Here is a 12,984-nt window from a genome sequence, read left to right as displayed (position 1 = left end):
GATCGCGTGACGCGCCGAGTACATGAACGGCGAGGACGGGCTCGGCGGAAGCTTTCCGCCGAGCCCGTCCTGCTACCTGATGTAGGGTATGCCCGCCCTCTCGGACGATCATCGGCCGCAACGTGGCTGCGAAAACGCACGGGAAAAGCGGTTGATCACGCGGTCTGACAGCGAGGTAATCGATCGCCGGCGGAAGATAAGATCCTCGTACGGAGCGTTTTCGCCGCACCCTGCCTTAAACGCTTCGACTCGATCCGGAATTCCAGAGCAAATCTCGCAATTTCGTCAATCACCGTTGTGGACGCTGTCTGGTCTACGATTTCAGGCTGCTGCGCTGCCGCCATACGCTGAATAACCGCAAGCCTCGCCTCATCTGAAAGGATGTCGCAAATTTGCGCTCGTCTGTTTTCTTCCCAACCCGGCGTCGTGGTCACCACAAGAACCTCGAGCGCGAAATTCGGGCCCCGTTCGTAAAGCAATTTCGCCAACAGAGCACGAAAGTCCGCCGTTCGAGTAAGCGCAGCGGCCCCGCTGCCTTTGGCGGAGTTCATAAACCAGGTGTCCTCTTTAGATCATCTTTCGTTTCGCGACGTTATTGCCGGCTTTCCGTTGCCATTCGGTAACTATGTTGTAGCCTGCGGGTCCCGCTCCGCTTTTGGTGACACTCAGGATCGACCTGCTTGTCGCGACGATGGCGTGAATCGCTCGCCAAACACGATGGCAAACGGATTCATCGCCGATTTCCAGTCGTAGGCGGTGCGATCGGCAGCGAAACTCACATCATATGAAAATAGAATTCGATAGCCGGACAGTTCCTCGCGCCGAAGGCAAGGGAGATCCAAAGTTCAATTTGCTTTAAACTTGGCGAATTAGGCATAGCCAATCATTATCATTTCGGCAAAAAGCCGCATATCATGTTTGCAGTACAACCCGCGGAGGAAAGCATGGCTACATACAAGGAACTGAAGGCTCAAATGGACGCGCTGGCGGAGAAAGCGGAAACCGCCCGTCTCACCGAGCTCCAGGCTGTAATCGAAGACATCCGTACCAAGGTCGCGGAGTACGGAATTACCGAAAAAGACATCTTCGGTGTTCGTCGGGATCGAGCGACGGCAAAAAAGCCGTCGACCGTGAATGCGAAGTATCGCGATCCCAAGACTGGCGCAACCTGGTCAGGCCGTGGCCGCGCGCCCGCATGGATCAAGGATGCCAAGAACCGGAATCGATTCCTGATTCAGGAATGAACCATTCCGGATAACGCCGCGGCTCGATCAGCGGCAACACGCTCATCGAGCGCCGATCATGTGCTTCGGCAATGCACGTCATCGCGTCGATGAAGCCGCTCGCAAGGAGCGCTGAAGCGAGCGTAGTGGCACCCTACGCTCGCTTGTGTGCTCGCCCGAGCAACCGCAACACGCCGAACACTCCGCTACGTGTGGGCAAACACCTGCCTGCATTGCGATACGGGCCGAGCATGATCGACGGGCAACGGCCAATCGGTGCGGCGCAATCGCGATCCGCTCCTCCGCTCCCCCGCTCATGCGTCGCGCCGATCCCGCATCCGCGCAAATGCCTCCCGCAGATCCACGGCGACGGCACGTACAACCGGATCCAGTCGAAATACTTCGACTTCGACATGTACGGTAATTGACGACGAACATCACGGGCCGCGTCGCGTGCGGGGCCGCTTCACCGCACGCGCGCTGACCGGTTCTGCATTGGCGATCCTCAAGATCGTTTTCGGCCCGGCAGGGCTATAATCGCCGCTTTCGGTTTGGTCGACGCCATGAAACCGCTGGCCGTTCCCTCTCTCGCGAACATCGCGTCGCGCCTTCGCCTGAAGCAGCTCAAGCTGCTTATCGCGCTCGAAAACCACGGCTCGCTGCACAAGGCCGCCGAAGAAATCGCGATATCGCAACCCGGTGCGACCAAGGTGCTGCGCGAAATCGAGGACATCCTCGGCATGCCGCTGTTCGAGCGGCAACCGAAAGGCCTCGTCGCGAACGACCTCGGCCGCTGCGTCACGCGCTATGCGCGCCTCATCTACAGCGACCTCGAACACCTGCATACCGAAGTGCTCGCGATCACGCAGGGGCATGGCGGCCATCTGGCCGTCGGCGTGGTCATGGGCGCGGTGCCGCTGCTCACGCGCGCGCTGACCGACCTGCGCCGCCGCCAGCCGCACCTGTCGGTCGAGATCGTCGAAGGCACCAGCGCGAGCCTGCTGACCCTGATCGACGACGGCCGCATCGATCTCGCGATCTGCCGCAACGGCAACAACCGGCGCCCGGGAGCCTACGACCATATCCCGCTGCAGTCCGAACCGCTCGCGGTCGTGACCGCGCGCACGCATGCGCTGGCCGAACGCGACGCGCTGACGCTGCGCGATCTCGCCGACGCGGAATGGGTCGCGTATCCGGTCAACACGCCGATGCGGCTCGCGCTCGAACGCGCGCTCGCGGATGCCGGCATCGAGGTGCCGGGCTATCCGATCGAGACGGCGTCGACGTTCGCGACACTGACGCTGCTGCAGGCGAACCCGGAACTGGTCGCGGTGATTCCGCGCGAAGTCGCCGAGTTCGGCGAACGCTTCGGCCTCGTCGCATGCCTGCCGGTCGCGATCCCCGCGCTCGACGAGCCGTTCGGCGTGGTGGCCCGCACCTTCGCGCACCTGACACCCGGTGCGCGCATGCTCGTCGAGACGCTACAGCAGCCGCTGCCTACTTGATCGGCGAGAACGCGGCCGAACGCCGCCGCCATGTCGCGGTAGAGCGTCGGGCACGCGGAGCGGTTGAAGTCGATCACGAACGCAGCAGCGCCGCGTTCGCGATGCCGTTGGGTTCGTGCCGCAGTCCGGCATTTCCTGGAAGATGCTTCCGCAGGAAACGGGCTGCGGCTCGGGCATCAGCTGCTGGCGCAGACCGCGCGACTGGCAACAGCCTGGCTGCACAACTTCGGGCGACTGCACATCCGGTTCGAGCGCCTCGCGGCGATCCACGAAGCGTTCATGAAGATCGCCGCTTGCATCAACTGCCGGCGACGGCTTCAAGACTCATTGTGTGAGCGCTTCCTGGAGCGTTGCGGCATCGCGCAACTCGCGAAGGAGAAAGCGCTGCAAGGCCTGTACCGCCGACATGCGATCGCTGCCATCCGCACGGCTGAACAAGCCGAATTCCGCAGATGGCGGGTGCGGCAATCCGGTGGCAGCCGGATCGAGCACGCGCATCGAATCGCGCCGGACGTTCCATTCGAGCAGGACCGTGACCCCCAGCCCTGCCTCGACTGCGGATTGAATGGCGGCCAGGCTCGTGCTCGTGCAGATGACTTTCCATGCGACCCGAGCATCGCGCAATGACGCATACAGCCTGTCTTGCCACGGGCACGCACCGCCGAATGCGACGAACGGCAATGGACCGTGGCGGACATCTCCGTCATACGCAAGGCCAGCCGCCCAGAACAGCGGATGCTGCCACCGCACGAGCGGTTCCGCATGGATGAACGTCGGGTCGATGATCGCGAAATCGAGCGAGCCATTCATGAAATCCTGCGACAGCGCCTTGCTCGAATCGACGACGATCTCCACGGCGACATTCGGGAACGACGCGCCAAAATCACGCAGCGTGTGCGGCAGATGGCCAACAGCGATGTCCTCGAGGAGGCCGAGCCGGACCGTCCCTGAGATCTCACCTGCATTCAGCGCAGCGCGCGCCGCGATACCGATGTCGAGCATGCGCTGCGCGTAAGGCAGCAGCACGCTGCCCGCCGCTGTCGGCTTGATGCCGCGTGGCGAACGTTCGAGCAGGCGCTGCCCGACCGATTCTTCCAGCCGGCGCAATGCCATGCTGACGGCGGCCTGCGTGCGATGCAGCGCCTGCGCCGCCTCGCTCACGCTACCGGTTTCGACCACGATCAGAAAGGTGCGCAACAAGCCGCTGTCGAGATCCCGAGCCATAAATATTCTTGAAGCGCCCATAAAAAATTCGAGCTTATACCAAACGAACATGCGTGGTTACCATCGCCGCATCGCCATCATGGAGCACTGCATGAACGAAGAAACCGGAAGCATCCGGGCCGGCCGGCACACGACCGCTTCCACACCGGTTGCGCGCGACGCGTTCACGGCGAATGCGTCGTTTGGCGCGTCGCGGACACGACGCTTCCAAGCGGCTCTGGCGCCCGGGTTCGCCGTGGTGTCGATGTGCAGCGTCCAGCTCGGCGCTGCACTGTCGCGGCCCGCGATGATCGAGTACGGAACGTTCAGCACGACCTGGCTGCGCCTGTGCTTCGCCGCCTTCGCGCTGGCCGTGATCGTGCGCCCGCCCGTCCGGCGCTATTCCCGGCAGCGCTGGATCGCCGCCATCGCGCTCGGCTGCGCGATGGCCTGCATGACACTGTGCTTCTTCGAGGCGGTCAAGCGCGTGCCACTCGGGCTCGCGGTCGCGATCAATTTCTTGGGGCCGCTGTGCGTCGCGACCATCGGCGTACGCAAGATCCGGATGCTTGCGTGGGCCGCGCTCGCCCTGGCAGGAATCGTGCTGCTCGCGCGCCAGGACGACATGTGGATCGTGCCGGTTTCGGCGCTCGTATTCCCGCTCGGCTCGGCGCTCGGATGGGCCGCCTACATCCTGATGATGAAGCGCGTGGGGTCGCTGTTCGATGGTTTGCAAGGCCTGTCCACGTCGCTGATCGTCGCGGCGCTCGTGACCGCGCCATTCGGCCTCGCGGAAAGCGGCGGGCATTTTCCGGCCGGGCAATTGATCGACGCTGCCGGTCTCGCCGTGCTCGTCCCGCTCCTGCCTTATGTTCTGGAGATGATTGCGTTACGGCGCATGACGGCGTCGGCGTTTGGCATCCTGATGAGCGTCGAGCCTGCGATCGCCTCGGCAATCGGATTTGCGGTACTCGGGCAGCCCGTGACCCTGCTGCAAAGTATCGGCACGTTGTTTGTCATCGGTGCCAGCGCAGGCGCCGTGATGCAGCAGTAGCCGGCGCCACAAGGCTTGGCTGGCATGCGCTTCGTCGCCTCGCCATCGGAGTCGGACTGACAGGGCAGGCGCTGGCCGCGATCGACGATTCGAGTGCAGGGTGATGTTGAGCGACCTGTCTGTCCGCCAAACGCCTGCTCCGGGCAGCTCCAGGGTCTGTTTACATTTGTGCGGGTTGTCGGGTTATCCGGTCCGCTCGGTTCGGGCGACTATTCGCCGGTGATTGCGTCACATGCTGGTAGGATGAAGTTCGTTTCTACTTGCATTGATGATCTGACCTGTAACCGCCTCATTCTCGGAGTAGACATGGTTGATATTTCACGTGAGACCGTCGAACAAACTGAGCGTCGCCTTCGACGAGTCATCACCGAGGCACGCCTACGGATTTACTCCGGCACGTACACGTTCATTGAATTTCCGCTGGATCAATTCCCAAGCGCTGTGCGGGCCGACGCACTTGCCTTGGTGCGAGACGACAACGTGTGGAGTCAGCTTGTGCCGAGTGACGGTTCACACCAGGAACAGTTCGGCATCTTTCGATTCCACTTCCCGGCAGGGGCAGACAATAGTGGCTTCGTTGGCTGGCTGGCTACCCATCTCAAGAATCGATTTGGCACCGGCGTATTTGTGACGTGCGGACAGAATCATGCGGATGGCGGTATCTTCGATTACTGGGGCGTACCCGAGTCGCTGGCAGACGAAGTGATCGAGGAAGTCAAGCGGCTTGTTCAGGGGCAGAGCGATCATCGATAAAGCTCATCCGATACAGCACGCGGCTATAGCGACGCTTGGTTTTTCTGTTCGAGCGAAGCGGGATGACGGCCTTCGCACGCGGAGAGTGAATACTCTCCACAAAGGCGTTCGAGTCGTACCTTTGTCGGCGATGACCGCAACGGCACGCAAGCGCTAAACCAGTCATTCGCGCACGAAATATCGCAGCGGTTGGATCAGTGACCGCATTTCGCCATCGAGTATCGGTTTTGCCATGGTCTCGTCGTCAGCGAAACAACGAAGTGGTGAGCAGAGCGGGCGACAGGTTGGCAGCCCCATCCGTTCATTTTGTTAGAGATTCTAATTGAACGGCCAAGCGCGCGCCCGAACGGCGCGCCGCACCGCACCGTCCCGACGATGCCCGCTTGCGCGGGCATTTTTTATCGACTCGCGTCGACCGGCCCGATCAGCGATCGATCGGCAGCGGCGCGTTCGCGGCGACGAGCCCCTGCTCGCGCATCTCGCGCCAGAAATCGGCCGGAATCGTCGCGTTCAGCGCGTCGACATCTTCCGCGATGCGCGCCGGACGGCTCGCACCGGGAATCACCGACGCGACCGCGGGATGCGCGAGCACGAACTGCAGCGCGGCCGCCTTGACCGGCACGTCGTAGCGTGCGGCGATCGCCTTGATGCGTTCGACCTTCGCGACGATTTCCGGCGAAGCCTTCTGGTATTCGAAGTGCGCGCCGCCGACCAGCACGCCCGAACTGTACGGACCGCCGACGACGATCCCGACGCCTCGCGCGGCTGCCGCCGGCATCACCCGCGGCAGCGCGCGCTCGTGATCGAGCAACGTATAGCGGCCGGCCAGCAGCATGCCGTCCGGCTGCGGTTCGTCGAGATCGAGCACGAGCTCGATCGGCTCGACGCGGTTCACGCCGAGCCCCCACGCGCCGATCACGCCTTCTTCACGCAGCTTGCCCAGCACGCGGAACGCGCCCTTGCGCGCGACTTCGAACTGCGCGAGCCATTCGTCGCCGTAGATGTCCTGCGCGATGTCGTGCACCCATACGATGTCGAGGCGATCGGTACGCAAGCGCTTCAGGCTGCCCTCGATCGAGCGCAGCGTCGCGTCGGCCGTGTAGTCGCTGACGAGCCGGTTCGCGCGGCCATGCGCGAAGATCCCGGTCTTCTCGCCGTAGTCGCGCGCGCTCGCGCCTTCCATTTCGTCGAGCACGACGCGACCTACCTTCGTGCTGATCACGTAGTCGTCGCGCCGATGGCCTGCGAGCACGTCGCCCAGACGCGACTCGGCCAGCCCCGCGCCGTACGACGGCGCGGTGTCGAAGTAGCGGATCCCGCGCGCCCACGCGGCTTCGACGGTCGCGGCGGCTTCGTCGTCGGGGATGTCGCGGAACATGTTGCCGAGCGGGGCGGCGCCGAAACCGAGCGTGTTGTCGGCCGGCAGCGTGGCTTTGAGACGCATGCATTTCTCCACAGGTCACGGAAAAGTGCGTCCAGTCTAGGTTGCATGGTTATGTCTGTCCAAGACATAATTCATCAAAGTTGAGTCCCCCGAGGTCTTATATGCTCGACATCCGTCAGCTTCAATATTTCATCGCGGTCGCGGAGGAAGAACACGTCGGCCGCGCCGCCGAACGGCTGCACATTTCGCAGTCGCCGCTCAGCCGCCAGATCGCGCAGCTCGAGGAAAAGCTCGGGCTGACGCTGTTCGAGCGCAGCCAGCAGCGTATTCGTCTGACACGCGACGGCCGCACGTTCCTCAGCGAGACGCAGGCGTTCCTGCGCCATGCGCACCGGCTGGAATCGCTCGCGCGCCGGCTCGGCCGCGGCGACGAAGGCGGGCTCTGCATCGGCTACCTGGAAACGGCCACGCACTCGGGCGTGCTGCCGCGCGCACTGAAGACGTTGCGCGCGGACCGCCCGGCCGTCCACATCGCGCTGTACAACTACACGTCCGCCGCGCAGCTCGAAGGCCTGCGCGAGCGCAGTCTCGACATCGCGCTCGTGACCGAGCCGCCCGCGCCCGACGATCCGGAACTCGAATCGATGCGCGTGCTGAACGACCCGATGCTGCTCGCGCTGCCCGAAGGCCATCCGCTCGCGAAGAAGAAGACGCTTGTGGCCGACGATCTCGCGACGCAGCCGTGGATCGGGGTCACGCAGCAGGAAAGCGCGCCGCGTCACGGCGCGTTCGTCGCCGCGTGCGCGAAGGCCGGTTTCTCGCCGGATATTTCCGTCGAGGCGAGCGAGCCGCTCGCGGCGCTCGGGCTCGTCGCCGCCGGGCTCGGCGTGACGATGATCCAGCAGAGCCTGCGTCACCAGGTGCCGGAAGGCGTCGTGCTGCGCGAGCTGCCGTGGTTCAGCTATCGCACGCCGCTGTGGGCCGCGTGGCACAAGGTCAACCTGCGGCCGCTGGTCGGCGTGTTTCGCGAGATTCTGACCGGCGAGGATGTGGTCGCGACGGTCAAGTGACGTGACGGGGGGCGCGATCGCCGGCAAAGACAAAGAATCTATCGTGCCGTCCGCATCCCCGCACACGAATGCGGCTGAAATCGATCGCGCCGGCAGCGGTCCGCATGCGATTGCATGCGCGATACCTGATGCCGGCTTCCCCCCGCTCGCGTGTCAGTTCGCGAGCGTGACCTTCCCGTCCATCAGCCGGTTGATCGCCAGCGGGTTCGAGGTCTTCAGCGCATCGGGCAGCAGCGCCTCCGGCATGTCCTGATAGCAGACCGGCCGCAGGAAACGACGGATCGCGAGACTGCCGACCGACGTCGTACGCCCGTCCGCGGTGGCCGGATACGGGCCGCCGTGCACCATCGCATGCGCGACTTCCACGCCGGTGCCGAAACCGTTGACGAGCACGCGGCCCGCGCGCCGCTCCAGCGCCGGCAGGAACGTGCGCGCGGCGGCGTAGTCGGCTTCGTCGATATGGAGCGCCGTCGTCAGCTGCCCTTCCAGCGACTCGATCAGATCGAGCATCGTCTCGAGGTCCGGACAGCGGACGATCAGCGACGCCGCGCCGAACATCTCCTCATGCAGCGCCTTCGACTCGCGGAACGCGTCCGCGCTCGTCGAGAACAGCGCGCCCTGCCCCTGGTACGCGCCGGCCGGCGCATGCGCGCGCGCGACGGTGCGCACCTGCGGATGCTGCGCGAGCGCGGCCACCGAACGCTCGAAGGCCTGATGAATACCCGGCGTGAGCATCGTCGCCGCCGCGGCCTGGGCGAGACGCTCCGCCGCCGCGGCGGTAAAGCGCTCGAGTGCCGGCCCGTCCACGGCGAGGATCAACCCCGGATTCGTGCAGAACTGCCCGGCGCCGAGCGTCAGCGACTGCACGAACTGCTGCGCGATCGCGTCGCCGCGCGCGTCGAGTGCGTTCGGGAACAGCAGCACCGGATTGATGCTGCTCATTTCCGCGTACACGGGGATCGGCTCGGGCCGCGCGTTCGCAAGTGCGATCAGCGCGGTGCCGGCATGGCGCGAACCGGTGAAGCCGACCGCCTTGATGCGCCGATCGCGCACGAGCCCCTGGCCGATCTCGAGGCCGGTGTCGAACAGTAGCGAGAACGTGCCTTCCGGCATCCCGCACGTCTTCACCGCCCGCTGCACGGCGATCCCGACCAGTTCCGACGTGCCCGGATGCGCCGGGTGCGCCTTCACGATCACCGGGCAGCCGGCCGCGAGCGCGGACGCCGTATCGCCGCCCGCGACCGAGAATGCCAGCGGGAAATTGCTCGCGCCGAACACCGCGACCGGCCCGAGGCCGATATGACGCAGGCGCAGGTCGGGACGCGGCGCCGGTTGGCGTGCCGGCTGCGCCGGATCGATGCGCGCGTCGAGGTAGTCGCCCGCGCGCACCACGTCGGCGAACATCCGCAGCTGGCCGACCGTTCGGCCGCGCTCGCCTTCGACGCGGGCGCGCGGCAGGCCCGTTTCCGCGACGCAGCGCTCGACCAGTTCGTCGCCGAGCGCGAGGATGTTCGCCGCGATCGTCTCGAGGAACGTCGCGCGCGCTTCGGGTTGCGTTTCGCGATACGTGTCGAACGCGGCCCAGGCGAGCGCGCATGCTTCATCGAGATCGACGCTGCTCGCGCCGCCGAAGGCCGGCGCCATGCGTTCGCCGCTGGATGCGTCGACCGCGTATGTGTCGCCGTTCGTGCCGCGCCGTGCGCGCGAGCCGATCAGCAGGTTGCCTGCGAGTGTCATGTTCGTTTCCTCTGTAGATGGATCGGGGGCGAACGCCGTGCGATCACGGGCTCGCATAGGTGTTGTGTGTTGTTTGTCGTGCCGGCGCGCCTGTCGCGTCGCCGTGAGTGGGCCGGGCGGTTCGAACCCGTGCAGCGGGGCGCTCGATGCCGGGCTCGGGTGCCGCCGCGTGCGCCGGCCGGCACGCTCACGCGCCGGCGCTGCCGTGCGCGCAGCGCGTGCCGGCGGCGCACCGACTGACGCGCACGTCCGAAATGCGCCGGAAAGCCGCGCAATGGGCCAGCATACGGAGTCCGCCCCCGCGCGACAATTGACGGGATGTGATACCGGTATAACCGCGCGTTATCGGTCGTTGCCCCGCCGCCGCATGCGGGCGCGTTCCGCGTCCATCGCATGCCGCCGCGGCGGCCGGACGACGAACGGTGCGACCGCACCGCCGACGACGGCTCGGCACGTTCATACGACGATTGACGATGCACGCGCGGTGGCGCGGGTGCCGCGCGTCGTCACGGATGAAAACCCGCCACGGCGCAAGGCGCCGGCGGGTGCCGACACGACCGGCACCCGCGCCACCGCGCGCGACATCGTCACACCGTCACGCGATCGCGCCGCTACGCCACGACACCGTCACGCCGTGAACCGCTTCGCCAGCTCGGCAAGACCGTCCTCGTAGATACCGCGGAAGAGGCGGATCGCTTCGTCGTCGGTCGCGCCATCCGGCGTGAACGTGCCCGACCACTCGACCGTCGCCGCGTTCGCGCCGTTCTCGCGCACGCGCAGCGTGGAGCGATAGTTCACGACCGGGAACGGCGCGTCGAGGATCGCGTACGTGTAGCTGCGTGCCGCGTCGTCGAAGGCGACCAGCCGCTCGACGATCGCATCGCCGTCCGGGTTCGCGAGGCTGCGCACGCGACCGCCTTCGCTCAGCTCGCTCGCCGGGATGTACGACAGCCAGTCGGGCAGCGACCCGAAGCCGCCGATCAGTGTCCAGACCGTGTCGGCCGAAGCCGTGATCTCGATGCTTGCATTGGCCTGTGCCATGTCATCACCTTTGCGGATCAACGATCGGTCGGCAGCGGCGCATTGGCCGCAATCAGACCTTGTTCACGCATTTCGCGCCAGAAGTCGGCCGGAATCACCACGTTCAGCGCAGCCTGGTCTTCCGCGATCCGCTCCGGACGGCTCGCGCCCGGAATCACCGCGACGGTGGCAGGATGCGACATCGAGAACTGCAGCGCGGCGGCCTTGATCGGCACGTCGTAGCGTGTGGCGATCGCCTTGATGCGCTCGACCTTCGCGAGGATTTCCGGCGAAGCCTTCTGGTATTCGAAGTGCGTGCCGCCCGCGAGTACGCCCGAGCTGTACGGGCCGCCGACGACGATCCCGACGTTCTGCGCGGCAGCCGCCGGCATCACGCGTTGCAGCGCGCGCTCGTGATCGAGCAGCGTGTAGCGGCCGGCGAGCAGCATGCCGTCCGGTTGCGGTTCGGCGAGGTCGAGCACGAGCTCGATCGGCTCGACGCGGTTCACGCCGAGGCCCCACGCCTTGATCACGCCTTCTTCACGCAGCTTGCTCAGCACGCGGAATGCGCCCTTGCGCGCGACTTCGAACTGCGCGAGCCATTCGTCGCCGTAGAAGTCCTGTGCGATGTCGTGCACCCAGACGATGTCGAGGCGGTCGGTGCGCAGACGCTTCAGGCTGTCCTCGATCGAACGCAGCGTCGCATCGGCCGTGTAGTCGTTGACGATGCGGTTCGGCCGGCCGTGTTCGAACAGGCCGCCCTTCTCGCCGAGATCGCGCGCCGACACGTCCTCGACTTCGTCGAGGATCACGCGGCCGACCTTGGTGCTCAGTACGTATTCGTCACGCGGGTGATTCGCCAGCGCGTCGCCGAGGCGGATTTCCGCGAGGCCGGCGCCGTAGAACGGGGCCGAATCGAAATAACGGATGCCGTGTTGCCATGCCGCTTCGACGGTGGCCGCCGCTTCCGCGTCCGGGATGTTGCGGAACATGTTGCCGAGCGGGGCAGTACCGAAACCAAGGATCTTGTTACCGGGCAGCTTGTCTTTGAGACTCATCATTTTCTCCAGGGGTGAGGGAAAGCGAGTTCAGTCTAGGCAGACGGGTTAAGTCTGTCCAAGACGGAATTCGACACAGTTGAGTCCCTGGAGGTCTAAAACGTGGTCTGAAGGGGTGGGCGGATATCGCGTCCGGAGGGTCCGTTCGCGCGGCGGCCCCGCCCGACAAGGCTGGCGACGGAATCGGCCGCCGATTCGTGATTTCAGATCAAAAGTGATTTCGCCGGTGAGCACGATGGGCAACGCCACGCGTGCCCCCAATTGCCGCACGCCTGCAACGCGTCGCGCAAAGGAATCCCCGTTGCGCCTCTTTCAAAGGCGCAACGGGGAAAAGCCGCCTGGTGATCGAATCTGCGTTCCGTCGCAATGCGCGGCTCATGCCCTCAGGCGCGACCGTCGCCTTGCGCATGCCGGGCATCGCCCAGCATCGTGACGAGGACGAGCGCTGCAATCAGGCCGAGGTGCTCGAAGAAACCGTTGAGCGCCATGAAGCGCGCTGCGCCCGTCTGGTTCCAGAAGTCGTTCGCCACCAGCATCGCGACGACGGTCAGCACGCCGAGGCTGCCGGCGCCGAGCCACGTGAAGCGGCGAAACACCACACACAGCGAACCGCCGATCTCGACGACAATCGCCAGTGCAGCCCATAGCGCAGGCGGATGCAGGCCGAAATGCGCCTGCTCCGCGACCGCGCCGTCGAAGTCGAGCGCCTTCGCGACGCCGCCGATCAGAAAGGCGGAAACGAGTGCAAGCCGGACCAGCGCGCCGACCCACGGCTGCGCGAGCAGGACACGGATCCACGCGGGGCTGTACCGGCCGATCGTCGTCGACATGTCAGACCGCCCAGCACGAACAGCCGAACGCGCCCCAGAAGCCCTTCGCGTCCGACGTCGGCAGCGCGCTGCCCCACGCACTCGCGTGCGCATGCTGGTGCACGTTGCATGCATTCGCGCAGCCGCACATCGCGGCGGCCGCCGCGC

General features: G+C 65.3%; 12 protein-coding genes and 3 pseudogenes. 7 read left to right on the top strand and 8 right to left on the bottom strand.

Annotation, left to right across the window (positions count from 1 at the left end; all coding sequences use genetic code 11):
- Positions 1-155: 155 nt before the first annotated feature.
- The gene (locus DIE02_RS32950) at positions 156-551 is read right to left on the bottom strand and encodes a hypothetical protein (RefSeq protein WP_124523824.1); all 396 of its coding nucleotides are present in this window, start codon (positions 549-551) and stop codon (positions 156-158) included.
- A gap of 393 nt (positions 552-944) precedes the next feature.
- Between DIE02_RS32950 and DIE02_RS32945 the strand changes: the two genes are divergently transcribed.
- From DIE02_RS32945 to DIE02_RS36515, 4 genes and pseudogenes are all read left to right on the top strand, one after another.
- Positions 945-1,244 (top strand): H-NS family nucleoid-associated regulatory protein, encoded by a 300-nt coding sequence (locus DIE02_RS32945; protein WP_124523822.1) that lies wholly within the window; start codon positions 945-947, stop codon positions 1,242-1,244.
- A gap of 542 nt (positions 1,245-1,786) precedes the next feature.
- On the top strand, positions 1,787-2,728 hold the full coding sequence (locus DIE02_RS32935; protein ID WP_124523820.1) for a LysR family transcriptional regulator: 942 nt from the start codon (positions 1,787-1,789) through the stop codon (positions 2,726-2,728).
- Between the two features lie 112 nt (positions 2,729-2,840).
- Positions 2,841-2,945, top strand: a pseudogene (locus DIE02_RS36245) (IS5/IS1182 family transposase); the annotation flags it as partial.
- A pseudogene (locus DIE02_RS36515) lies at positions 2,939-3,061 on the top strand (IS5/IS1182 family transposase); the annotation flags it as partial. The pseudogenes DIE02_RS36245 and DIE02_RS36515, both read left to right, overlap by 7 nt.
- Here the strand turns inward: DIE02_RS36515 and DIE02_RS32925 are convergent.
- A complete protein-coding gene (locus DIE02_RS32925) occupies positions 3,053-3,952 on the bottom strand; it encodes a LysR family transcriptional regulator (RefSeq protein WP_124489418.1) in 900 nt (299 codons plus the stop codon). The pseudogene DIE02_RS36515 and the gene DIE02_RS32925 sit on opposite strands and share 9 nt — an antisense overlap.
- A gap of 244 nt (positions 3,953-4,196) precedes the next feature.
- On the opposite strand from DIE02_RS32925, the gene DIE02_RS32920 reads away from it, so the two are divergent.
- Positions 4,197-4,985 (top strand): DMT family transporter, encoded by a 789-nt coding sequence (locus DIE02_RS32920; protein ID WP_260427905.1) that lies wholly within the window; start codon positions 4,197-4,199, stop codon positions 4,983-4,985.
- 306 nt (positions 4,986-5,291) lie between these two features.
- Positions 5,292-5,738 carry a DUF6196 family protein gene (locus tag DIE02_RS32915; RefSeq protein ID WP_124523814.1) on the top strand — a complete coding sequence of 149 codons (447 nt, stop codon included), beginning with the start codon at positions 5,292-5,294 and terminating at the stop codon, positions 5,736-5,738.
- Here the strand turns inward: DIE02_RS32915 and DIE02_RS36240 are convergent.
- Positions 5,725-5,920 (bottom strand): annotated as a pseudogene (locus DIE02_RS36240) (IS5/IS1182 family transposase); the annotation flags it as partial. The gene DIE02_RS32915 and the pseudogene DIE02_RS36240 overlap by 14 nt on opposite strands.
- A 242-nt stretch (positions 5,921-6,162) precedes the next feature.
- Positions 6,163-7,182, bottom strand: coding sequence for an aldo/keto reductase (locus DIE02_RS32910; RefSeq protein ID WP_124524224.1), 1,020 nt, complete (start codon positions 7,180-7,182; stop codon positions 6,163-6,165).
- Positions 7,183-7,283: 101 nt separating this feature from the next.
- On the opposite strand from DIE02_RS32910, the gene DIE02_RS32905 reads away from it, so the two are divergent.
- Entirely contained in the window at positions 7,284-8,192 is a 909-nt protein-coding gene (locus tag DIE02_RS32905; RefSeq protein ID WP_044847137.1) for a LysR family transcriptional regulator, read from the top strand.
- A gap of 153 nt (positions 8,193-8,345) precedes the next feature.
- Here DIE02_RS32905 and DIE02_RS32900 read toward each other — a convergent pair whose 3' ends face one another.
- The 4 genes from DIE02_RS32900 to DIE02_RS32885 all read right to left on the bottom strand — a co-directional run bounded on the left by DIE02_RS32900 (position 8,346) and on the right by DIE02_RS32885 (position 12,837).
- On the bottom strand, positions 8,346-9,929 hold the full coding sequence (locus DIE02_RS32900) for an aldehyde dehydrogenase (NADP(+)) (protein WP_124524225.1): 1,584 nt from the start codon (positions 9,927-9,929) through the stop codon (positions 8,346-8,348).
- A gap of 627 nt (positions 9,930-10,556) precedes the next feature.
- The gene (locus tag DIE02_RS32895) at positions 10,557-10,970 is read right to left on the bottom strand and encodes an SRPBCC family protein (RefSeq protein WP_124524226.1); all 414 of its coding nucleotides are present in this window, start codon (positions 10,968-10,970) and stop codon (positions 10,557-10,559) included.
- Positions 10,971-10,987: 17 nt separating this feature from the next.
- Positions 10,988-12,007: an aldo/keto reductase gene (locus DIE02_RS32890; protein WP_124524227.1), complete on the bottom strand. Its 1,020-nt coding sequence runs from the start codon at positions 12,005-12,007 to the stop codon at positions 10,988-10,990.
- A 383-nt stretch (positions 12,008-12,390) separates the two neighbouring features.
- Entirely contained in the window at positions 12,391-12,837 is a 447-nt protein-coding gene (locus DIE02_RS32885) for a DoxX family protein (protein WP_124524228.1), read from the bottom strand.
- Between the last annotated feature and the right edge of the window lie 147 nt (positions 12,838-12,984).

The sequence above is a fragment of the Burkholderia sp. Bp8991 genome (genome assembly GCF_003853795.1).
In the GTDB taxonomy this organism is placed as follows: domain Bacteria; phylum Pseudomonadota; class Gammaproteobacteria; order Burkholderiales; family Burkholderiaceae; genus Burkholderia.
Note: the sequence above shows the minus strand (reverse complement) of the source record. Positions and strands in the feature narration are given on the sequence as shown.

Bases quoted from the DNA above. Each gene is read 5' to 3' on its own strand.
- DIE02_RS32925 (WP_124489418.1), bottom strand. From the start codon at position 3,952: ATGGCTCGGGATCTCGACAGCGGCTTGTTGCGCACCTTTCTGATCGTG.
- DIE02_RS32890 (WP_124524227.1), bottom strand. From the start codon at position 12,007: ATGAGTCTCAAAGACAAGCTGCCCGGTAACAAGATCCTTGGTTTCGGT.
- DIE02_RS32905 (WP_044847137.1), top strand. From the start codon at position 7,284: ATGCTCGACATCCGTCAGCTTCAATATTTCATCGCGGTCGCGGAGGAA.
- DIE02_RS32910 (WP_124524224.1), bottom strand. From the start codon at position 7,182: ATGCGTCTCAAAGCCACGCTGCCGGCCGACAACACGCTCGGTTTCGGC.
- DIE02_RS32895 (WP_124524226.1), bottom strand. From the start codon at position 10,970: ATGGCACAGGCCAATGCAAGCATCGAGATCACGGCTTCGGCCGACACG.
- DIE02_RS32885 (WP_124524228.1), bottom strand. From the start codon at position 12,837: ATGTCGACGACGATCGGCCGGTACAGCCCCGCGTGGATCCGTGTCCTG.
- DIE02_RS32945 (WP_124523822.1), top strand. From the start codon at position 945: ATGGCTACATACAAGGAACTGAAGGCTCAAATGGACGCGCTGGCGGAG.
- DIE02_RS32950 (WP_124523824.1), bottom strand. From the start codon at position 551: ATGAACTCCGCCAAAGGCAGCGGGGCCGCTGCGCTTACTCGAACGGCG.
- DIE02_RS32900 (WP_124524225.1), bottom strand. From the start codon at position 9,929: ATGACACTCGCAGGCAACCTGCTGATCGGCTCGCGCGCACGGCGCGGC.
- DIE02_RS32915 (WP_124523814.1), top strand. From the start codon at position 5,292: ATGGTTGATATTTCACGTGAGACCGTCGAACAAACTGAGCGTCGCCTT.
- DIE02_RS32920 (WP_260427905.1), top strand. From the start codon at position 4,197: ATGTGCAGCGTCCAGCTCGGCGCTGCACTGTCGCGGCCCGCGATGATC.
- DIE02_RS32935 (WP_124523820.1), top strand. From the start codon at position 1,787: ATGAAACCGCTGGCCGTTCCCTCTCTCGCGAACATCGCGTCGCGCCTT.